At 37.5% G+C, this 21328-nt stretch carries 21 protein-coding genes; 8 read left to right on the top strand and 13 right to left on the bottom strand.

What is annotated here, in order from left to right; all coding sequences use genetic code 11:
• Positions 1-101: 101 nt before the first annotated feature.
• Positions 102-1295 carry an acetyl-CoA C-acyltransferase gene (locus EO766_RS08640; protein ID WP_074420185.1) on the top strand — a complete coding sequence of 398 codons (1194 nt, stop codon included), beginning with the start codon at positions 102-104 and terminating at the stop codon, positions 1293-1295.
• 165 nt (positions 1296-1460) lie between these two features.
• On the opposite strand, the gene EO766_RS08635 is transcribed toward EO766_RS08640, so the two are convergent.
• Positions 1461-2252: a GLPGLI family protein gene (locus tag EO766_RS08635; RefSeq protein ID WP_074420184.1), complete on the bottom strand. Its 792-nt coding sequence runs from the start codon at positions 2250-2252 to the stop codon at positions 1461-1463.
• A 463-nt stretch (positions 2253-2715) separates the two neighbouring features.
• Here EO766_RS08635 and EO766_RS08630 point away from each other — a divergent pair, with 463 nt between their 5' ends.
• From EO766_RS08630 to EO766_RS08600, 7 genes are all read left to right on the top strand, one after another.
• Complete coding sequence (locus EO766_RS08630) at positions 2716-2910, top strand: hypothetical protein (RefSeq protein WP_143439405.1); 195 nt, start codon at positions 2716-2718, stop codon at positions 2908-2910.
• Positions 2911-2998: 88 nt separating this feature from the next.
• A complete protein-coding gene (locus EO766_RS08625) occupies positions 2999-3355 on the top strand; it encodes a PadR family transcriptional regulator (protein WP_074417953.1) in 357 nt (118 codons plus the stop codon).
• Positions 3356-3433: 78 nt separating this feature from the next.
• A complete protein-coding gene (locus EO766_RS08620; protein WP_074417954.1) occupies positions 3434-5578 on the top strand; it encodes a PspC domain-containing protein in 2145 nt (714 codons plus the stop codon).
• Positions 5579-5719: 141 nt separating this feature from the next.
• Positions 5720-6811: a glycine cleavage system aminomethyltransferase GcvT gene (gene gcvT / locus EO766_RS08615; RefSeq protein WP_074420192.1), complete on the top strand. Its 1092-nt coding sequence runs from the start codon at positions 5720-5722 to the stop codon at positions 6809-6811.
• A 96-nt stretch (positions 6812-6907) separates the two neighbouring features.
• Positions 6908-7336 carry a septal ring lytic transglycosylase RlpA family protein gene (locus EO766_RS08610; protein WP_228733217.1) on the top strand — a complete coding sequence of 143 codons (429 nt, stop codon included), beginning with the start codon at positions 6908-6910 and terminating at the stop codon, positions 7334-7336.
• Positions 7337-7461: 125 nt separating this feature from the next.
• Positions 7462-8187: a 2-phosphosulfolactate phosphatase gene (locus EO766_RS08605; RefSeq protein WP_074420191.1), complete on the top strand. Its 726-nt coding sequence runs from the start codon at positions 7462-7464 to the stop codon at positions 8185-8187.
• A gap of 167 nt (positions 8188-8354) precedes the next feature.
• On the top strand, positions 8355-12146 hold the full coding sequence (locus tag EO766_RS08600) for a DEAD/DEAH box helicase (RefSeq protein WP_074420182.1): 3792 nt from the start codon (positions 8355-8357) through the stop codon (positions 12144-12146).
• Positions 12147-12230: 84 nt separating this feature from the next.
• Here the strand turns inward: EO766_RS08600 and EO766_RS08595 are convergent, their stop codons facing one another.
• From EO766_RS08595 to EO766_RS08540, 12 genes are all read right to left on the bottom strand, one after another.
• Positions 12231-12650 (bottom strand): hypothetical protein, encoded by a 420-nt coding sequence (locus EO766_RS08595; protein WP_068246008.1) that lies wholly within the window; start codon positions 12648-12650, stop codon positions 12231-12233.
• Positions 12651-12984: 334 nt separating this feature from the next.
• Complete coding sequence (obgE, locus tag EO766_RS08590) at positions 12985-13992, bottom strand: GTPase ObgE (protein ID WP_074420181.1); 1008 nt, start codon at positions 13990-13992, stop codon at positions 12985-12987.
• A gap of 42 nt (positions 13993-14034) precedes the next feature.
• Positions 14035-14640, bottom strand: coding sequence for an acyltransferase (locus EO766_RS08585; protein WP_074420180.1), 606 nt, complete (start codon positions 14638-14640; stop codon positions 14035-14037).
• On the bottom strand, positions 14637-15059 hold the full coding sequence (paaI, locus tag EO766_RS08580; protein ID WP_074417956.1) for a hydroxyphenylacetyl-CoA thioesterase PaaI: 423 nt from the start codon (positions 15057-15059) through the stop codon (positions 14637-14639). The genes EO766_RS08585 and paaI overlap by 4 nt, the downstream gene beginning before the upstream one ends.
• An 11-nt stretch (positions 15060-15070) precedes the next feature.
• Positions 15071-15844: an enoyl-CoA hydratase-related protein gene (locus EO766_RS08575; protein ID WP_074420179.1), complete on the bottom strand. Its 774-nt coding sequence runs from the start codon at positions 15842-15844 to the stop codon at positions 15071-15073.
• A 9-nt stretch (positions 15845-15853) separates the two neighbouring features.
• Positions 15854-16360 (bottom strand): 1,2-phenylacetyl-CoA epoxidase subunit PaaD, encoded by a 507-nt coding sequence (gene paaD, locus EO766_RS08570; protein ID WP_074417958.1) that lies wholly within the window; start codon positions 16358-16360, stop codon positions 15854-15856.
• A complete protein-coding gene (gene paaC / locus EO766_RS08565) occupies positions 16354-17193 on the bottom strand; it encodes a 1,2-phenylacetyl-CoA epoxidase subunit PaaC (RefSeq protein ID WP_228733218.1) in 840 nt (279 codons plus the stop codon). Before paaC ends, paaD begins: the two co-directional genes overlap by 7 nt.
• Positions 17194-17228: 35 nt before the next feature.
• Complete coding sequence (paaB, locus tag EO766_RS08560) at positions 17229-17585, bottom strand: 1,2-phenylacetyl-CoA epoxidase subunit PaaB (RefSeq protein ID WP_081300470.1); 357 nt, start codon at positions 17583-17585, stop codon at positions 17229-17231.
• A 29-nt stretch (positions 17586-17614) separates the two neighbouring features.
• Entirely contained in the window at positions 17615-18592 is a 978-nt protein-coding gene (gene paaA, locus EO766_RS08555) for a 1,2-phenylacetyl-CoA epoxidase subunit PaaA (protein WP_074417959.1), read from the bottom strand.
• Between the two features lie 61 nt (positions 18593-18653).
• Positions 18654-19781, bottom strand: a complete 1128-nt coding sequence (paaE, locus tag EO766_RS08550; protein WP_287100870.1) for a 1,2-phenylacetyl-CoA epoxidase subunit PaaE — start codon at positions 19779-19781, stop codon at positions 18654-18656.
• The gene (locus EO766_RS08545) at positions 19781-20371 is read right to left on the bottom strand and encodes a TetR/AcrR family transcriptional regulator (RefSeq protein ID WP_074417960.1); all 591 of its coding nucleotides are present in this window, start codon (positions 20369-20371) and stop codon (positions 19781-19783) included. Before EO766_RS08545 ends, paaE begins: the two co-directional genes overlap by 1 nt.
• Positions 20372-20426: 55 nt before the next feature.
• Entirely contained in the window at positions 20427-21317 is an 891-nt protein-coding gene (locus tag EO766_RS08540; protein WP_074417961.1) for a phosphatidate cytidylyltransferase, read from the bottom strand.
• Between the last annotated feature and the right edge of the window lie 11 nt (positions 21318-21328).

Genomic DNA, 21328 nt, shown 5'->3' with positions numbered 1-21328 from the left:
TAAGTACAGAAGCGCCAAGAGGTATATTTTGCCAGATAATGTGATTTGTTTTCCTTTGCAACACATTTATTTGATGATACTTCATAAAAAATAATTTATATATGAAAGCGGTTTATATAATTGATGCTGTACGCACCCCTATTGGCCGTTATGGCGGCAAATTAAGCACCATGCGGCCCGATGATTTACTGGCATTGATGATCACTGCACTAATCCAACGCAATCCGAATATAGATGTGAATTTGATTGAAGATGTAATTGCCGGTGCTGCCAATCAGGCGGGAGAAGACAATCGAAATGTAGCCCGGATGGCAGCTTTGTTAGCAGGGTTACCGATTACCGTGGGTGGCAATACCGTAAACCGCTTATGTGCCAGTGGTTTACAAGCCATTATGGATGCATCAAGGGCCATTGCCTGTGGCGATGGGATGCTGTATATAGCCGGTGGCGTGGAAAGCATGACCAGAGCGCCATTTGTAACTGCCAAGAGCGATGGTGCCTGGAGCCGTAAAACCGAAACTTACGATACCACTATTGGCTGGCGCTTTACCAATAAAAAGTTGGCAGCTTTATATCATCCCTACAATATGGGTGAAACTGCCGAAAATGTGGCCAAAAAATGGAAAATAAGTCGTGAGGAACAAGATGCTTTTGCATGGGGCTCACAACAAAAATATGCAGCTGCACTGGCTGAAGGTAAATGGAAAGATGAAATGATTCCGGTTGAAATTACCGAAAACAAAACGCCAACTGTTTTTGCCGAAGATGAACATCCACGCCCAACGAGTTTGGAAAAATTAGCCGGATTAAAAGCTGCTTTTGCCAAAGATGGAACAGTTACTGCCGGTAATTCAAGCGGCATTAATGATGGTGCTTCGGCCTTATTATTAGCCAGCGAAGAAGCCGTACGTTTATTCCACTTACAACCCATGGCCAGGGTAGTAAGTATGGGAACTGCCGGGGTAGACCCTGCCATTATGGGTATAGGACCGGTACCCGCCAGCCGTAAAGCCTTGCAAAGAGCCGGCTTGCAGGCCAGTGAATTGGATTTAATAGAATTGAATGAAGCTTTTGCCAGCCAGAGTATTGCCTGCCTGCGCGATTTATCACTGGATCCTGCTAAAATAAATGTAAATGGCGGTGCCATTGCATTAGGCCATCCTTTGGGATGTAGTGGTGCCCGTATTTCAACCACATTGTTACATGAAATGAAAAAGCGAAAAGCGAAATATGGATTGGCTACCATGTGCGTGGGGGTTGGTCAGGGTGCAGCCATTGTGTATGAGGGGCTATGATAATCAGGTTACTACCAAGGGTATATCGGAAAAAAAAGAACAAGCTATAGAGTTTCTTTACGCTTCGGCTACGCCTTCGCTTCACTTTGTTCAATAGCTTTTAAAAGAAATTTTCTAATTTTTTTATGTTATTAAAAAGGGGAAGCCCGTATAAAATTACTTTAACTATTCGTGTTCAATTGAATTTAATAAATCACTTACCGTTTTAGCGTTGCGTATTTGCTTATCCTTTTGTTCTTTTGCAACTTTCTCTTGAGCAATAAATTCGGCTCTTCCAATTGCTGTAGCAATCGCACAAGAGGTTGCATTGATCATAATTCTTGAAGGCCACTCCAAATAGGTCATCATTACCTGGGCATGGGTATTCAGGTTATTTAATTTTACCAGCAATCCGGGTAACCCTCTTAATTGCATAGGCGCAACCGAAACAGGTATAGATGGCGCAAACCAGGCAATGTATTTCATACTACCAAAATAGCCATTTGCTTTTCGACACAACAGGCCATTGATAGTTAGCGTGTCTGGTAATACTTCCCATTTTATAAACTGTAATGTGTCAATAACACAGAGTTCCGTTAAATTCTTTCTCAATTCTTTTTGCATCGTAAAGTTTTTATTTAAAGCACCAAATATGTATTTGGTAGGTAGTTCTTTATTTTTTTTATTAATATTGTTTACAACATTTTCAAAAGCTAAGGAATCTTTTTTTGACATTGTTTTAATCATATTTTTATAATCACTGCTTTCTCTAAAGTCCTGTATTCGAAATTTATAAATATAAATATTATCTGTAAACCAAAAATCAATCGTTTCATTATTATAACCGTTTAACAGGTTATAAACTGCATAACCCTGGTTACCGGTTGGTTGTGCCGTTAAAGATTGAAAACTAATTGCAGAAAGTAACAGGTAAGAAATAAATTTTCTTCCCACTTTAAAATTTTTAAAAAATTTCATATGATTATTAATGATTTTTTTTCAAAACTGAATCCTCAGGCAGGTATCATATACTCAATTCTACAATATATATCTTTTTAATATATTTTCCTGATGCAACTGATTAAAATTTTGCAACGGGTTTAGCGGGTGTTTTTATATCTGCCATTTATATCTGCCATTTTTTCTAAGCTAAAGGCATTTTTTAAGCTATTATATTATGGATGGAAAAAAATTAAATACCGGCTTGTTTTCTATTTCTAAGGCTGTTTTCATCACTTTATTTTACCGTTCATCCTAATCAGTCGAAGAAAAAAATCATGAATTTTTACATAAATGATTGATAATCATTTATTTGAGATAATCATAGAATTCCTTAGTCAGCCTATTACTAAAATAAACTTGGTACTATGTGTTGCATAGTACCAAATAAAATTGCATCTTTGTGTTGTCAATGAGACAAAAACCATTAAAACATAAAAAAATGAAAACACAACAAAAACAATTGTTCGCTAACTTAACCCAAGTAGAAGTAGCACAATTAACCGCCGAAACAAAAGAAACTGTTGCCACTGCAACAATTTTAAAAACCGCTAAACCGGTATTAAGTGCAGCCAATTTGTGGAATATTCACAGAATGAAAAGAGTTAGGGTACAGAGAAGGTATTTGACATTTTAACAGATGGTTTTAAAAACCGACCCACTGATACCAAAAGAATTGAAAAACAAATGCTTTAAAAAAAGCAAACATTAAAACTCCGAAAAGTATGGACATTCAAAACACACAAAGCCAGATGCGTAAAGGGGTATTGGAGTTTTGCATCTTATCAGTCATTCGCCAGGGCGAAGTGTATCCGAGCGATATTGTTGCACAAATGAAAGCCGCCAACTTAAACATTTTAGAAGGAACATTGTACCCATTACTTACCCGTTTAAAAAATGCAGGCCTGCTTAGTTACAGATGGGTAGAAAGTAGTAGTGGACCACCGAGGAAATACTTTATGATGACGGATAAAGGTTTGGCGTTTTATGAAGAATTAAAAGATACCTGGAACGAACTGGCCGATGCCGTTCATGCCTTAACTAAGCCTAAAAACCAAAACAACGAAACAGACCAACCTTAACCAACTTTCTGAATGGAATGATGGAAACGGCCATACCATGTCGGCACCCATTTTATTCGGCAAACAAAACATTTAACCATGAAAAAGGTAATCAACATTAATTTTCAGGGAAGAGTTGTTCCCATTGAAGAATCTGCCTATGACAATTTACAGCAATATATAGACAGCCTGCGTGTATATTTTGCTAATGAAGAAGGGCGTGATGAAATTATTAATGACATAGAAGGAAGAATTGCAGAACTATTTGCAGAAGTGCTTCAAAAAGGCAATACCTGTATTACAGATGCAGATGTAGAATCTGTATTAAATAGTATGGGAAGGCCACAGGATTTTGATGCAGAAGGCGTAAACAGTGCAGAACAAACCACTGCAGAAAACAAAAGAAACAATACCGGCAGCAGCTCAACTTCCGGCAATCGTTTATTTCGCGATGAAAACAATAAAATTTTGGGCGGTGTGTGTAGTGGCATTGCCAACTACCTAAATATTGACCCCCTAATTATTCGTATTCTTACTGCCATTTTTATTGGTGTAACCTTCATTCCCTATTTGGTTTTATGGATTGCAGTACCCAGTACTGCTTCCAAAATGATTGGCGCACAACGCAAAAAATTATACCGCGATCCGGATGATAAAATGATTGCAGGTGTGTGCAGTGGCTTATCAAAATATTTTGGCATCAATGTTTGGATACCAAGGACACTATTCATACTGCCTTTTATATCATTTGCTTTCAGGCACTGGCATTGGGGATTATTTGATTTTCCAAGTTTTGTAAATTTTTCATTCAGCCCGGGTGCATTGGTAATTTATATTATATTCTGGATAGTATTACCCGAAGCAAAAACGGCTGCTGAAAAATTAGAACTACGCGGCGAAAAGGTAGATGTAGAAAGTATTAAAAATACCATTCAGAGCGATATGGAAGGCTTTAAAGAACGTGCTGAAAAAATGGGAAACGATATTAAAAATAAAGCACAGGAATTTGGCAAAAGCTTTAACGAAAAGAGTACAGAAATGGGTACAGAAGCAACTAACGTAGCACGCAAAACAGGTAGAGGATTGGGTGATGTAATTGTATTGTTGTTTAAAATATTTGCCTACTTCATTATTGGTGTGGTAGTATTTGCTATTGTAGCTGCATTATTTGCGTTGGGTGTAGTGTTTACCGGATTAATGCCATTAAAAAATTACATATTAGAAAGTGGTTGGCAAAGCATTTTTGCCTGGGGTACATTGCTGTTCTTTATTTGGGTGCCGGTAATTGGTATTGTTACTTTTATTATTAGAAAAATAGCCAATGTAAAAGGCAACAAAAACATTATCCGCTATAGTTTTACGGCACTTTGGTTAATTGGATTGTTTTGCTTTATTGGATTAATGGTTTCATTGCGCAATGATTTCAGATACCGCAATAACCCCATTGAACAAAACATCAGCATTCAACAACCATCTAAAGGCTATTTAGAAATTATTCGCGGGAATGAAAATAAATTTTACTATAACAATAACCGCTGGTTTAGATTAGAACCTTTTACTAGTATAGATGAAGATAGTGTATTTGTAAGAAATATCAATATTCGTATTATACAATCAGCTACCGACAGTTTTTACATCACTGCTGTAAAATTAGCCAATGGTTCATCCAGAACTGTAGCCAATGTAAATGCAGATGCCATTACTTTTCAGCTTACACAAAACGATTCTACTATCCGGTTTAACAATGGCATTGCTATTAACCAAAACAATAAATTCAGAAACCAACATTTAATTGTTACCATAGCTGTACCGGTAGGGAAAAAAATAAAAATTACCAGCAAAAACAATTGGGATGATGGTACAGACAATATTTCGCTTGGGTTTGATGATAATTGGAACTGGGGTTGGAATGACAATGGAGCATTCAACTGGAAATCAAATGTAACTTATTTAATGACTAAAAATGGGTTAAAAGATTTAGACGATGTTTCAAATGATAATGACAGTAATGATACCAACCTGCAAGAAAGCAAAAAAGAACTGCAACAACGATTAGAGCAATTACAAAAAGAATCGGAAGATTTAAAAAAAGAATTGAACCAACCGGACAGCAAAGACAGCAACCGCTATCACTACCAGCCCGAAGCACCCAAAAAAACAAAGGTTACCGCTAATACCAACGACTCGATTGATATTCTGCAACAAAATGTAACAGACTTAATAAGAACGCGATTCGCGATTTAAAATAGGTTGAAGTTGGGAATACCTCTGTGCCACTGCCGTTCACGGTAGAGGCACTTTGTATATATCATTTAATACATGTATGCAATTATTTTTTTACACCATTGTTACTTCACTTATTTTTGTTACCAACAAAATGCATACATGAAGAACACAGCTTTTACCCAGTACCACATAGCGTTAGGCGCTAAAATGGCAGAATTTGCCGGATACAACATGCCCATTAGTTACAGTGGCATTAACGATGAACACCAAACTGTAAGAAACAATGCAGGTATTTTTGATGTAAGCCATATGGGCGAATTTATTCTGAAAGGCCCACAGGCATTACCACTCATTCAACAAATCACCACCAATGATGCTTCAAAATTAACAAAAGGTAAAGCGCAATACAGTTGTCTAACCAATACAAACGGAGGTATTGTAGATGATTTAATTGTGTATTGCTTAGATGAAAACCATTCGTATATGCTGGTTGTAAATGCAGCCAACATAGAAAAAGACTGGAACTGGATTCGTCAAAATAATGAAACTTTTGGTGCCGAAATGCACAACATTAGCGATAAAACCTGCTTACTGGCCATACAAGGCCCCAATGCCACCAAAATTTTACAACCATTAGCGGATGCAGATATTTTGAACCTGTCTTATTATACTTTTATCAAAACAACATTTGCAGGTATTGAAAATGTTTTAATTAGTGCCACCGGTTATACGGGTGCAGGCGGAGTTGAAATTTATTTTGAAGACAGCAATGGTTCAGCAGCAACCATTTGGAATGCCATCATGCAAACCGGAACACCACAGGGATTAAAACCAATAGGGCTCGGCGCCAGAGATACTTTACGTTTGGAAATGGGTTATTGCCTGTATGGTAATGATATTAATGATACCACTACCCCATTAGAAGCTGGTTTAGGATGGATTACAAAATTTACCAAAGAGTTCACTGCCAAATCTATTTTACAGGAACAAAAACAAAATGGCATACAAAAAAAATTAGTTGGATTTGAAATGATTGACCGGGGTATTCCACGCCATCATTACCTGATAAGAAATGAACAGGGCGAAACCATTGGCCATGTTACCAGTGGTACACAAGCCCCTTCATTGAACAAAGGAATTGGAATGGGCTATGTAAATACAGCAAATGCCGCATTGGGCAATTTTATTTTTATAGAAATCAGGAATAGTTTAGTGAAAGCACAAATTGTAAAAATGCCCTTTTTATCCTGATAAATTTTTAATAAAGCATTGTTTACAGGCAACAAATTTTGTTGCCTGTTTTTTTTAATATATTGCACCCATCCCATCGTTTACAAAATAAAATACATGATGATATTCTTCCGAAAAATGAACTTAAACAAATTGTTGCCTCAAAAAAGCATTATTCTTTTGCTTTGCATACTGGCAGTTGCCTGTCATAGAAAAACAATTCCGGAAAATACTTTAGCAGGAAGTGGAAGGATACACACAGAAATGGGCTACGCCTCTTATTATGCCGATAAATTTGAAGGAAGAAAAACTGCCAGCGGCGAAGCTTTTCATCAATCTGCTTTTACGGCAGCACATAAGCATTTACCTTTTGGTACCCAGGTAAGAGTTATTAATTTAGCCAATCAAAAATCGGTGATTGTGCGTATTAATGACAGAGGGCCGTTTGTAAAAGGAAGAATTATTGATTTAAGTAAGAATGCAGCCAAAAGTTTAGATATGTTGCGAAGTGGTGTGGTGAAAGTAAAAATTGAATACAGAAAATAAGCATTCATCACTGCCCTTAACATTCAAATACAGCCAGTATATTTGTACATGTTTAGGCATTCATTATTTTTTTTATGCCTGCTCATTCGCCATTAAACGGCAACGCATATTTTAAATTATCATCAATGAAGCAACCGGTTTTGCATACTGTTTTATCGCCTGCACTTTTACATTTATATGATTTAAGCAATACGATTGTAGTGATAATAGATGTGTTCAGAGCCACTTCAACTATTGCTACTGCTTTATACAATGGAGCGGAAAAAATTATTCCGGTTGATAGTGTTGAAAATTGCATATCAATTGGGAAAGCCACGCCAAACAGTATTACCGCCGGCGAACGGGATGGAAAAGTAATTCAAGGATTACAATATGGTAATTCACCCGGTGATTATCCTAAATCTTTTATTGAGGGTAAAACATTGGTATTAACAACTACTAACGGTACCCGCTTGTTACACATGGCATTAAACAATGGTGCTGCAGAAATTATAACAGGTTCTTTTCCAAATCTTGCTGCAGTAACAGAATTTTTAATGCAACAAAAAAAGAATGTTATTTTAGGATGCTCAGCCTGGAAAGATAAATTTAATTTAGAAGATACCCTATTTGCAGGGGCTGTTGTAAACAAAGTGACCAATCATTTTAAAATTCATTGTGATGCATCGCTCATGGCACAGGAAATGTATACCTTGCATCAAGATAATATGCACACATTTATCCGAAAAACAACACACTGGCATCGCCTATCGGCATATGGTCTGGAAAAAGATTTAGAATATTGTGTAACTCCAAATGTAGCCAATGTTTTACCACTGTATAAAAATGGTGCATTATTGGCCATGCATTAAGGTTTTTAATAGAAAGCTAAGCCAGTGAGTTAACAAACATTTCATATAATAATCAAAATTTTTGACACCTGCTACGCAACAAAGCCGTAAATTTGCAAATTGCACTTTTCAGTAAAAAAAGGCATCCTTGAAAAGCAAATTATTCATATTAGCAGTGTTCAGGAATTATGGCATTACCCTATTTAATTAAGCATATTTATAATAACGGAGCCGAAGAAGTCATTCGCCGTGGAAAAAAAATACATGCATCCGGCAACGTAGAACTGATTGAACATGATGCTTTAATGAACAGCGTTGTTTTCAGGGTAAAAGACGATACCTACGGTACTTTTTACAAAGTTTATATTCAACATTATAAAGATCCTAAAACACTTTCGCTTCGTTGTACCTGTCCTTATAACTTAACTGAAATTTGCAGGCACAAAGCCGGTGCATTATTCCAGTTGCAGGAAATGATTGATAAAAATTTATTGGGCGAAAAAGACATTAGTTACGACCAAAAGCATACGGTTGTTAAAATGAAAGTTTTAGACGTAAAGCTTATCCGCATGCTCGCCGGCCAGGAGAACTATTTTTTTGCGGAAAATTTTGTTCGTTCCAATACTGCCAATATTATTGAAGCAAAAGATGAAAAAGTAGTTGCCGAACTATTCATTGATCAACAAAAGTTCACCATTTTTCTGCAAAAAAATGAAGAACGCAATTTTGATACAGGATGTAATTGTAACAGTGATACACATCACCCTTTATGTGTTCATAAAACCATTGTACTGCTTCAATTACTCAATAATTATGGCCCCAATTATTTTGATTCCATCAGAAATTGGGACAATGAAAAAAATAAACTATTATCACTCTATGGCTATGCATTAACTGATGACTTATCCGGCAAATTTGAGTTTACTTATACCAATGGAAAGCCATTTTTAAAAGTATTAGATCCATCTATTAAACGCATTACCCAAAATACACATACCGAATTGGTACCTCAGCCTGCATATCTTGCAGAAAGAAACCAGCAACAAAATCATGTTGCCGAACAGGCAGTTCAGGAAACCAATACCATTATCGGCAAAATACAACAGAAGTTGGGTACCATTATTATATTAAATCAACCACAATACCCATACATACAAGTAGATGCCATACAAGGAGAAATTGATGAAGACTTTAGCAAATACACCGGTAAAATTGAAAAAGTTGATTTAAATAAATTTGTTAATACGGAAGTTTTTAATGAAGAGGATAAAATTTTAGTACAACAATTACGTAAATTATTACCAACAGAAGTAAGCAGATATTTAACCAGAAACTCACCATTCAGCGGCATTTGGGATAATATTATTCAGCAACATGGCGATGAATTGCCGGAAGAAACCAAACATCTGATTAACGAATACCTGCACCCTAAATTCAAAAAATTATTTGTTGAACTGGCCGAGAGTAATTTTACTTTCTATTTACCCGCCGGAAAAAATTTTACTACCGCAAATATTGAACCGGCTGAATTTGAACAGCAAACACTTGTACCTGAATTTTTTATTCAGCAAAAAGATAATCAATACATTATAGAATGTTATGCCAAATTACCTGTTGGCAGAATTAGTGTAAATGAAAACGAAATAAATACCCCATTTATATTTTTAAATAATGGCAGATTTTATAACTGGGAACGACCGGAAGATATTTTATTGATTGAACAATTTTTGCCGGATGGGCAAATTGTGATTGCAGCAGAAGAATGGAAAAATAAATTAGAGCAATTCATCATTCCGCTTTCTAAACAATACAACATACAATTTGGAAATATTCGCAAAAAAGAAGTAAGAGACAGTAAACCCGAAACAGGCGTTCTGCTAAAAGAAAAGGGCGATTACTTATTGTTTCAACCCATATTCACTTACCAGGGTTACCAGATACAACCAGGCGATAATGAAAAAATAATTATACCTCAGGGCGATACAATTTTAATGATTTATCGCAATACAGAAGCAGAGCAATCATTTATTCAGGAAATACAAAAACTCCATTCCCATTTCTTACAATCTGATAGCGGAACTGCATTGGCGTTAAAGGGAGTTGATGTACTTAAAAACAATTGGTTCTTTCTTTTTATAGATACTTTAAAAGATAGGGCAACACCTATTTATGGTTTTGAAAGCCTGAAAAAATTCAGGTTCAATACCGCAAAACCTTCTACCAAAATTTTCATCAGTTCACATACAGATTGGTTTGATGCCAAAGTAGAAATTCAGTTTGGCGAACAAAAAATTACTGTAGCAGATGTAAAAAAAGCATTGGCAAACAAACAACAGTTTGTACAACTTGCCGACGGCACTTTGGGAATTTTACCCGAAGAATGGCTAAAAAAATATGCGCTGCTTTTTAGAATTGGTGAAGGAAAGAACATCAACATGAAGCTAAGCAAGTATCATTTTGGTATAATAGAAGAACTATATGCGCAGCGTAACGACGAAGAATTAGTTATTCAATTAGAAAAAAAATATGAAAAATTAAAAGATAATCATGCCATTCAGCCTACACCTGCTCCGGCACACTTACAAAGTGTTTTAAGGCCTTATCAGGAAAGTGGGTTTCAATGGCTAAATTACTTACGCGAAGTACAATGGGGTGGAATTTTAGCAGATGATATGGGTTTGGGTAAAACCATTCAGGCATTGGCATTTATGTATCATATCAAAAAAGAACAAGGCCATTTAAGAACCTTAGTGGTTTGTCCTACTACGCTGATGTTTAACTGGCAAAATGAAATTAAAAAATTTACGCCTGAATTATCACATTACGTGCATCATGGCGGAGCCAGAGAAAAAGAATCATTAACCAATACCAATTACGATGTAATCATTACAACGTATGGCACTTTACGTAGCGACATTAAACAATTTATAGAAATACCTTTCGATTATGTGGTATTGGATGAAAGTCAGGCAATTAAAAACCCTTCCAGCAAAGTAACAAAAGCAGCCTGTTTACTGAAGGCGAAAAACAGACTATGCTTAAGTGGTACACCGCTTCAAAACAACACATTCGACATTTTTGCACAGATGAATTTTTTAAATCCGGGCATGTTGGGTACGGTTGAATTTTTTAAACAGGAATTTGCCATACCCATCGATAAGTTTAATGAAAAAGAACAGAAAGAACATCTTCGAAAATTATTATACCCATTTATTTTAAGAAGAACCAAAGAACAGGTGGCGCAGGATCTACCCGAAAAACAGGAGATGGTTTTATTTTGCGAAATGGGTGCAGAACAACGAAAAATTTACGATGCATACAGAAATGATTTTCGTGAAAAAATTCTGGGTGTGGTAGATACACAAGGCGTTCAAAAATCGCAGTTAACCATTCTGCAGGGCTTAATGAAACTACGGCAAATTTGCGATAGCCCGGCCATTATTAAAGAAGATGAAAAGTACCCGAATGTTTCGGTTAAACTGGAAGAATTGGGCAGAGAAATTACTGAAAACATCAGTAACCATAAGGCATTAATATTTTCACAGTTTTTGGGTATGCTGGCACTCATCAAAGAAAAATTAAATGAACTGGGTATTGATTATGAATATTTTGATGGCAGCACATCGGCAGAAGGCAGGCAAAAAGCCATTGAACGTTTTCAAAATGAAGAAAGTTGCAGGGTATTTCTTATTTCACTGAAAGCCGGTGGCGTTGGTTTAAATTTAACCGCTGCCGATTATGTGTATATTGTTGACCCATGGTGGAACCCGGCAGTAGAACAACAAGCCATTGACAGAACACACCGCATTGGACAAACCAAAAATATTTTTGCTTATCGCATGATCTGTACTGATACGGTAGAAGATAAAATTTTAAACCTTCAGGAAAGAAAAAGAGCCCTTGCAAGAGATTTAATAACAGATGATGAAGGCTTTGTAAAATCACTGAGCAGAGAAGATCTGGAATATTTATTTAGCTAAAAAGCATTGCAACCCATCAAAAAAGCTATTGCAACATTTGTTTGCAATAGCTTTTTCTTTTTACAAAATTTTTAATTTACACTATTACAGTTGGCTGATTTTTACATCATCCACTTGTTTGGTACGAATAGCAATATCAAATTTCTTTTGGTCAACACCATTGGCATTGCTAACCACCACCGTTAACTTTTGATAAGCAGATTTTGGAACGCTGAAACGTTTTACAAAATTCTGATCTTTAAAAGTGTTAGAATAAATTACATCGCCACTTTCATCATAAAAAGTTAAATCAAATTTGTTACCAGTTGGATTGGAATATGATACAGTAAAATTTAAATACTCATCATTACTACCGGTATATTTAATTTGAACTTTGTTGTTGTCGTTTTCTGCTTTGGTAATGTTGTTGGCTGCATGTGCATGTACTGATAAAAATAATGCTGCTGCTACTAAACTACCTGCAAAAAATTTGTTGGCTACTTTGTTTAATGCTACTTTTTTCATGTTTTTTGGTTTTAAATGAAATAATAATTTCCCGCCGATGCCGAAGCATCTTTTTTAATTAAAAAAACTTGATTTCATTTGACAACCAACCAGATGGTGTATTTCATAGTAGGCAAGCGGTGCGTTGAAGAAAAAATCAGTAAGGCCTACTTCATTTCAACTATTAATACAAAAATAGAAAAAAGGTAACCCAATACACAAAAAATTGTCACATTAACGAATTGTTACCAAACAAAACACTAACGATCGTTTGTATTTTTAATAATATTTCACCAAAAATAATACATATAATAAATAAATATACATTTAAAAGTATCCGGCAAAAACGAATTGTTTATGCTGAAAGAGGCTTGTTCAACATTTGCCAGAGCGCATCTTTTAAGGCCATTAAACCCTGACCGGTTACAGAGGATATAAACAGGTGAGGTATATGGGATGGTAATTGTTGTTGGATGGCTTCTTTTAATTCTTCATCCAGCATATCGGCTTTACTAATAGCAATCATAAAATCTTTTTGCAGCATTTCAGGATTGTAAGCGGTTAATTCTTCCAATAAAACTTTAAACTCCGCTACATGGTCATTACTGTCGGCAGGTATTAAAAAAAGCAATACCGAATTGCGTTCAATATGCCGTAAAAAACGATGCCCTAAACCTTTGCCTTCGGCAGCGCCTTCTATAATACCAGGCAAATCGGCAATACAAAAACTTTTGCCATCCCGATATTCCACCATTCCTAATTGCGGAATTAAGGTGGTAAAAGCATAATCGGCAATTTTAGGTTTTGCAGCAGTAATTATACTTAATAAAGTAGATTTTCCTGCATTGGGAAATCCCACCAAACCCACATCGGCCAACACTTTCAATTCTAAATATTTCCAGCCCTCCGTTCCCGGTTCGCCGGGTTGGGCATACTCCGGGACCTGATTGGTAGGTGTAGCAAAATTGGCATTCCCTAAACCGCCTCTACCCCCTTTCAACCAAATTACTTCCTGCTTATCTTCTAAAATTTCAGCTTCAATTTTACCGGTCAATTCATCTTTTGCAATGGTTCCCAGAGGCACTTCAAGAATAATATCCGCACCGTCATGTCCGGTACAATTATTTTTTGATCCCGGTTCACCATTCTCTGCCAGCACATTTTTGTAATAACGCAAATGCAGTAACGTCCATAAATTGGCATTACCACGTAATATGATATGACCACCGCGACCACCATCGCCACCATCAGGGCCACCTTTTGCAGTTAATTTATTGCGCATGAAATGTTTGGCACCGGCACCACCATGACCACTGCGACAAAAAACCCGGATATAATCTATGAAATTGTTTTTTTCAGACACAATATAACAGCATGATTGAAATACAAAGGTACGGCAATGTATTTACTGATTGGGTTTTGATTCATTCCATGTTTTGTAAGCAATGGAACGATCCTGTTCTCCAACCTGAACCGGAATTTCAGTAATGGCTTCACAAGTTGCCCAATGCTCCCGCATTTGTGCGGGTAGTGATTGGTACAATTTTGTGCCTTCCGTTTTCCATTGCATCATATCATCACTCACCTCTTTTATTTTTTTGGCAGGATTGCCAAAAATTAAACTTCGGCGTTCAAATGCAGTATCTGCTTTGATGAATGATAATGCCCCAACAATACATTCATCACCCAATACAACATTATCCATTATCACTGCATTCATACCTACTAAACAATTGGCGCCAATAGTAGCACCATGAATAATGGCTCCATGCCCAATGTGGGCACCCTGTTTTAAAACAACCGTTACACCGGGAAACATGTGTATGGTACAGTTTTCCTGCACATTGCAACCATCTTCAATGATTATTTTACCCCAATCGCCCCGAATGGCGGCGCCCGGTCCTATATACACATCACTGCCTATCATTACATTTCCGGTTACGGCTGCCTGTGGATGCACCCATGCAGAAGGATGAATAACGGGTATATGCTGACGAAACCGATAAATCATGGTATTATTTTTTTTGAGGTTCTAAAACAGGTGCCTTTGAATAAAGCAATCAGGTGTTGGTTTTGATTAAAAATTTTAATTAAATACAAACCTGTACTTTTTCCATTATGTAATTCAACAGCTTCAGCAGTTAATATATCATGCACATGCACCGGTTTCAAAAATTGAATGGAGGTATCTAATGCCACCGATAATTGGTTGCGGTTATTACAGGCAAATGCAAATGCACTATCGGCAAGCGAAAAGGCAATACCGCCATGCACAATACCCAGACCGTTCATCATTTCTGGCCTTACCAACATTGAAATTTTACTATACCCTTCTTTTACCTCCAATACCTGAATACCCAGCCATTGTGAAAAAAGGTCATCTTTCATCATTTGCTGCACCACCTGTTCAAAACTACTTTGCACTTGCATGGTTGAATTATTTAATTGCCTTTAAAATTGGGTACTCTTTTTTGCATAAAAGCGGCTACGCCTTCTTTAAAATCGTTCGTAGCGGCCGCTTTTTGTTGTAACTGATCTTCCAATGCCAATTGCTGCTCCAGCGTTTGAACGGCAGATAAATGCACTGCTTGTTTAATATACGCCAATGCCCGGGTAGGCATGGTGGCTAAGGTAAGAGCTAATTGTTTGGATGCTGTTTCAAATACATCGGCAGCAAATGTTTTATAAATCATACCCATATTACAGGCATCGGCAGCAGTAACTTTATCGCCCAAAAGCATCAATGCCATTGCTTTTTGACAGCCAATTAAACGCGGTAAAAAGAAAGTGCCACCGCTATCGGGTATTAATCCTATTTTAGAAAAAGCCTGGATAAAGGATGCTTGTTCATGCGCCACAACAATATCGCATGCCAGCGCAATATTGGCGCCGGCACCGGCCGCAACTCCATTCACTGCAGCCACAACGGGTTTTTGTAACTCTTGTAATCGGGTAATAATAGGATTAAACTGTTCTTTTAAAATCCTATCCATTCCAGTACCATTTGGATCCATTACTTCTTCCAAATCCTGTCCGGCACAAAAACCTTTACCGGCGCCTGTAATATATACACAGCGAACAGATGCATCCATACAAACATTTAATTTTTCGTGCAGCAGTAAGGCCATAGATCGATTAAAAGCATTTAACTTTTCAGGCCTGTTTAGTGTAATAAAGGCTATACCGTTGTGTATTTCAAAATTAATTTCAGCCATTGTTTTTGATTAATGACATTTAAAATAATCGAAAGGTTCTTTGCAATCCAAACATTGATACAATGCTTTACAGGCTGTGCTTCCAAATCGGGAAACCAAACGGGTATGGTAAGATAAACAGTACGGGCACTGAATGGCTTCTTCTTCCTGAAAAGCATCGGGATGGCAGACTGTTTGTTTAGGTAGCGGTGGGGCAATGCCGTAAGCTTTTAGTTGTTCCTTTCCTTTTTCAGACATCCAGTCTGTAGTCCAGGCAGGTGACAGTACCTGCTGAATATTTACCTGTTTAAACCCATTTTCCAATAACAATATTCGCAATTGCATTCGAATTACATCCATGGCCGGACAGCCACTATACGTTGGTGTTACAGCAATTGAAATTGTGTTTTCATCTTCAATGATAACCTTTCTTACAATACCTAAATCAACCACAGAAAGCACCGGAACCTCGGGATCTTTTACCGTTTCCAGCAACTGCCATATTGCTTCTTCAGTATGATTGGATACATTTACCATATTGCATTGGGAAAAGTTCTTTGTAAAAATTGCATTTCAGCAAGTATATAACCCAAATGTTCAGAATGATAACCGTTTTTTCCACCGGTTTGATGCCAACAGCCAATTGATTGTGGTGGCAAGGTTGCTGTTTCGAAAATTTGATTGATTTTATTCAGCCAATCTGAACGAAGCCTTTCAAAAGTCAGCATATTTGAGTGATAGCATAGAGTTTCATATCCTGCAGGTTCAAACAATTCGCCCACAAAAGGCCATAAGGCATCAATGGCCTGCAACATACGAAATTTACTTTCATCAGTACCATCTCCTAAACGAATCACCCATTCGCTACTCCACTTCAAATGATAGGTTACTTCCTTTATTGATTTTTCTGCAATGGCAGCCAATCGCTCATCAGCATTATTTTGTAATTGTTGAAAAAGATAAAACCGATACACACTGAAAAAGAAAATTTTAAGTATGGTTTGGGCCCAATCACTGTTGGGCTGTTCAAACAACAAATGATTTTTAAAAGCACCCACATCGCGTAAATAAGCCAGGCTGTCTTCTGTTATATACTCAGGTATGATATCAAAATCTACCAACGATAGTGCCTTTTCTTTGGGTAACTGTTCCAATAACAAAGCTGCATATTGGTATAAGTTGCGAGATTGCCCTACATAATCCAACGCAATATTGGTTAAAGCAATATCCTGTTCCAGAACAGGGCCATGCCCACACCATTCGCTGCAGCGATGTCCCATAATTAAGCTATCATCTGCCAATTGCAGTGTGCAATCAATCAATGCATCTGTAATTGCTGTTTCATTCATAACAATTGTATCTGACTCCATGAAAAATTCTTTTAAAAAACCGGCGGTGCAAGGCACTACATATATTTCAATTCATCGGGCAGCTGATAAAAAGTGGGATGCCTATAAATTTTATCGTTAGCGGGATCGTACAAAGCATCCGCTTCATCGGGATTAGATGCATGAATGTATTTACTTTCAACCACCCAAATACTTATGCCCTCCATTCTGCGGGTATACACATCTCTGGCATTCTCAATTGCCATAGCAGCATCTGCAGCATGTAAACTACCCACATGTTTATGATCGAGCCCCTGCTTGCTTCTGATGAATACTTCCCATAAAGGCCATTCACGGGAATTAGAGGCCGGGGCAGCACCCCCTTCAATTTCACCATAATCGCCATAATAATATTTTTTTATTAACTGCAACATAAAAGTTACTTTAAAAATGATGAATTCAACTATCCTACAGGCATTTTGCTTTCAACCTGTGTTGTATTATAACGGTACTGCCTTGCTGCTTTTTTCTCGTCATACGCTAAAGCAGCTTCCCGAACCCAGGCACCATTTTCCCATGCCTGTACACGGGTTGCCAATCTTTCTTTGTTACAGGGGCCATTGCCTTTTACCACATTCCAAAATTCATCCCAGTTAATGGCACCAAAATCATAGTGCTGTTTTGCTTCATTCCATTTTAAATCTTTATCGGGCAAGGTCATTCCCAAAAACTTTACCTGTTCAGCACATACATCTACAAATTTTTGGCGCAACTCATCGTTGGTAAATCGTTTAATTTTCCACTGCATGCTTTGCGCAGTATGTGGTGAATCATTATCGGAAGGCCCAAACATCATTAACGAAGGCCACCACCAACGGTTGATGGCATCCTGACACATTTTACGTTGTGCAGCATTGCCTTTCGATAAAGTTAAAAGAATTTCGAAACCCTGCCGCTGATGAAAACTCTCTTCCTTACAAACCCTTACCATTGCACGGGCATAAGGCCCATAAGAGCAGCGCGATAAAGGCACCTGATTCATGATGGCAGCCCCATCTACCAGCCAGCCAATGGCACCCATATCGGCCCAGGTGAGGGTGGGATAATTAAATATGGAAGAATATTTTGCTTTGCCGCTGTGTAACTGCTGATACATTTCGTCGCGAGTAATACCCAGTGTTTCGGCAGCAGCATACAGATAGAGGCCATGGCCGGCTTCATCCTGCACTTTGGCCAATAAAATGGCTTTTCGCCTGAGTGATGGGGCACGGGTAATCCAATTTCCTTCGGGTAACATACCCACCACTTCGCTGTGAGCATGTTGCGATATTTGGCGAATTAATGTTTTGCGATATTCATCCGGCATCCAATCCTGCGGCTCAATTTTTATATCCTTATCTATTTTTTGCTGAAACTGCTCTGATAATTTTGTTGTATCCATAACCAACCATTTAGATTTCAAATATAAGAAAAATACAGGCTATTTACTAACAATTGTTAGTTTATTTAGCATCATAATCTACCCAAACTTCATCAGAAGCAGGATGACTTTGGCAGGTAAGTATAAAACCCGCAGCCACTTCATCAGGCTCCAAGGCATAATTTACCTCCATATTTACCTTACCTTTTAATAGTTTAGCACGACAGGTTGAACATACACCACCTTTGCAGGCATAAGGCACATCGGCGCCCTGTTGCTGGGCTGCATCTAAAATACTCATGCCATTAGCAGCCAATGGAAATTGAAAACTACGCCCGTCTAACTGTAAGGTAACTTTACTGGCAGACACACTTTTATTCACCTGATAAACAATAGCTGCAGTTCTTGGTTTGGCATGCAAGGCAGTAAACAGCTCAAAATGAATATGTTGCTCAGCAATACCTTTTTGCAGCAAAAAATCTTTAACAATGGTAATCATTTCAAAAGGGCCGCAAATAAAAAATTCGCTGGCAGAAAGATCAATTGCCTGTTTGGCTAAAACAGCACATTTTGGCGCATCAATGCGTCCTTCGTTCAATGGACTTTCTACTCTTTCCCTACTAAAAACAGGTATAAGTATAAAACGATCCATGTATTTATTTTTCAGTGCTTCCAAGGCTTCTTTAAATAGCATATCAGCACGGCTTTTATTGCCATACACTAATGTAAAGCTACTTTTAGTTTCGGTTTGCAGAGTAGCGGTAATGATGGATAAAATGGGCGTAATACCACTTCCTGCAGCAAATGCAACATATTTTTTTTGCTGTTCGGGATGTAAAGGGGTAAAAAATTTACCCATGGGGGGCATCAGTTCAATACTATCGCCGGATTTTAAACAATGAAATGCATAATTTGAAAAAATACCATCCGGCAACAATTTTACAGCAATGCGCCACCGTTGTTCGGAAGGAGCAGAACACAGTGAATAAGATCGCCTGACTTCTTCCTCATTGATATATGTCCGGAGGTTAATGTACTGACCTGCGGTAAATGCAAATGCAGCCTTCAGTTCATCTGGAATATCGAAACCAATTACAACAGCCGTATCGGTATCATGGTATACTTCATTCACTTTTACCGGATAAAAATGTGCCACAACGAATGATTTAATTAATGATTTGGGGAAACTGGTTGATTGAGTACTATCCATTAATTTTTCAATCCGCCTACCAGAATGGTAATCATATTTTCTTCTAATACATCACCACTAATGCGCTGTTTACTTCTGTGCCAGCTTTCAATGCCGCTGATGGCATGCAACATAATCAGCACCGCTGTAGTTGCATCGATGGGCTTTATTTCTTTTTTTTGAATACCCGATTCTATAATGGCAGCAAAACGTTTGCGATAAGTACGCCGCTGATTTTGGAAATTAGACAGATAGGGATCTTCAAGGTATTTCCATTCCCGATCGCTCACATATACTTCATCAAAATGATTAATCATGCCATGTATATGAAAACGGAGAATCTTTTCTATTTTTTCGATACTACTGCAAGTTTCAGCTTCTACTGTTTCCATAAAATGCCCATAGCGATTGGCTACACTAAAACATATTTCGTGTAATAATTCACTTTTGCTTTTAATATGGTTGTAAAGGCTGGCGGCTTCTACGCCAACAATATCAGCCAGTTCACGCATACTGGCTGCTTTGTAACCTTTTTCTTTGAATAAAGTAGCGGCTTTGGCTACAATTACTTCTTTACGAGAGTTATTGGTGTCGGTTTTAATTCTTCCCATGCTGCAAAAATACACTAACTAACGTTAGCACCAAATGAAAGTTCATACTGTTAGTTTAAAGAGGGAATTCACTCATTGCCCATAAAAAAAGCCAAACAATGGGCGTAGCCAGTAACAAGGAATCGAACCGGTCTAAAAAACCACCATGCCCCGGCATAATTTGTCCACTGTCTTTTACACCCGCCATTCGTTTTAATTTGCTCTCCAACAAATCGCCGAAAGTTCCGGCCACCGTAGCAATAATGGTAATACCCCATGCAATGTTTAGCGAAATACCTGTAAACTGAATACCCAGAAAAGTAGCTACAATTATGGCTATAATAGCCCCACCAATGGTACCTTCCCAGGTTTTTTGGGGAGAAATAGCAGAAAGCGGCCTTTTACCGATAAAGGAACCCACCAAATAGGCCATGGTATCATTGATCCAGATGGTACCAATCAATAGCAATACAATGGCAAGCCCCGGAAAAATTTGTACGTTATTACTACCGGCTACAGGCCAAAAACCAATTCGAATATCCATCATTAAACTCCAGCTCAATGATATATAAATAAGCCCCAAAAAGGAATACCCGATTATTTTAAGATCTATTTCCTTCTTAAACACAATTTCTTTGGCCATTAAAAAAACAGCCATTAATAAAAACAAATACCATCCCAAACCATACATGGTTACCTGGCCCAATGGAAAAGGGTTATGAAAACGCCAAACCATAAAGCACCATCCCAAAAACATAACTCCATATTCATGCACCCACCCAATACCATTGTAGGGCGGATATATTTTTTTAATTAATTGCTGATACTCATGCCAGCAGCCAAAATGAATAAGGGTAAATAATATAAAAAAACTCCACTGATTAATCAGTAACCCGGACAGCATAATCATAACAAAAAGCAATGCGGTAAGTGTGCGGGTTTTAAATGTTTGCAGGTTCAATGCCATAGCAATTCGTT

The organism is Hydrotalea sp. AMD (genome assembly GCF_004100315.1).
Classification (GTDB): Bacteria; Bacteroidota; Bacteroidia; order Chitinophagales; family Chitinophagaceae; genus Hydrotalea; species Hydrotalea flava.
Note: the sequence above shows the minus strand (reverse complement) of the source record. Positions and strands in the feature narration are given on the sequence as shown.

Coding starts and splice junctions, on each gene's coding strand:
- EO766_RS08640 (WP_074420185.1), top strand. CDS start 102: ATGAAAGCGGTTTATATAATTGATGCTGTACGCACCCCTATTGGCCGT.
- EO766_RS08635 (WP_074420184.1), bottom strand. CDS start 2,252: ATGAAATTTTTTAAAAATTTTAAAGTGGGAAGAAAATTTATTTCTTAC.
- EO766_RS08630 (WP_143439405.1), top strand. CDS start 2,716: ATGAAAACACAACAAAAACAATTGTTCGCTAACTTAACCCAAGTAGAA.
- EO766_RS08625 (WP_074417953.1), top strand. CDS start 2,999: ATGGACATTCAAAACACACAAAGCCAGATGCGTAAAGGGGTATTGGAG.
- EO766_RS08620 (WP_074417954.1), top strand. CDS start 3,434: ATGAAAAAGGTAATCAACATTAATTTTCAGGGAAGAGTTGTTCCCATT.
- gcvT (WP_074420192.1), top strand. CDS start 5,720: ATGAAGAACACAGCTTTTACCCAGTACCACATAGCGTTAGGCGCTAAA.
- EO766_RS08610 (WP_228733217.1), top strand. CDS start 6,908: ATGATGATATTCTTCCGAAAAATGAACTTAAACAAATTGTTGCCTCAA.
- EO766_RS08605 (WP_074420191.1), top strand. CDS start 7,462: ATGAAGCAACCGGTTTTGCATACTGTTTTATCGCCTGCACTTTTACAT.
- EO766_RS08600 (WP_074420182.1), top strand. CDS start 8,355: ATGGCATTACCCTATTTAATTAAGCATATTTATAATAACGGAGCCGAA.
- EO766_RS08595 (WP_068246008.1), bottom strand. CDS start 12,650: ATGAAAAAAGTAGCATTAAACAAAGTAGCCAACAAATTTTTTGCAGGT.
- EO766_RS08585 (WP_074420180.1), bottom strand. CDS start 14,640: ATGATTTATCGGTTTCGTCAGCATATACCCGTTATTCATCCTTCTGCA.
- paaI (WP_074417956.1), bottom strand. CDS start 15,059: ATGCAAGTGCAAAGTAGTTTTGAACAGGTGGTGCAGCAAATGATGAAA.
- EO766_RS08575 (WP_074420179.1), bottom strand. CDS start 15,844: ATGGCTGAAATTAATTTTGAAATACACAACGGTATAGCCTTTATTACA.
- paaD (WP_074417958.1), bottom strand. CDS start 16,360: ATGGTAAATGTATCCAATCATACTGAAGAAGCAATATGGCAGTTGCTG.
- paaC (WP_228733218.1), bottom strand. CDS start 17,193: ATGGAGTCAGATACAATTGTTATGAATGAAACAGCAATTACAGATGCA.
- paaB (WP_081300470.1), bottom strand. CDS start 17,585: ATGTTGCAGTTAATAAAAAAATATTATTATGGCGATTATGGTGAAATT.
- paaA (WP_074417959.1), bottom strand. CDS start 18,592: ATGGATACAACAAAATTATCAGAGCAGTTTCAGCAAAAAATAGATAAG.
- paaE (WP_287100870.1), bottom strand. CDS start 19,781: ATGGATAGTACTCAATCAACCAGTTTCCCCAAATCATTAATTAAATCA.
- EO766_RS08545 (WP_074417960.1), bottom strand. CDS start 20,371: ATGGGAAGAATTAAAACCGACACCAATAACTCTCGTAAAGAAGTAATT.
- EO766_RS08540 (WP_074417961.1), bottom strand. CDS start 21,317: ATGGCATTGAACCTGCAAACATTTAAAACCCGCACACTTACCGCATTG.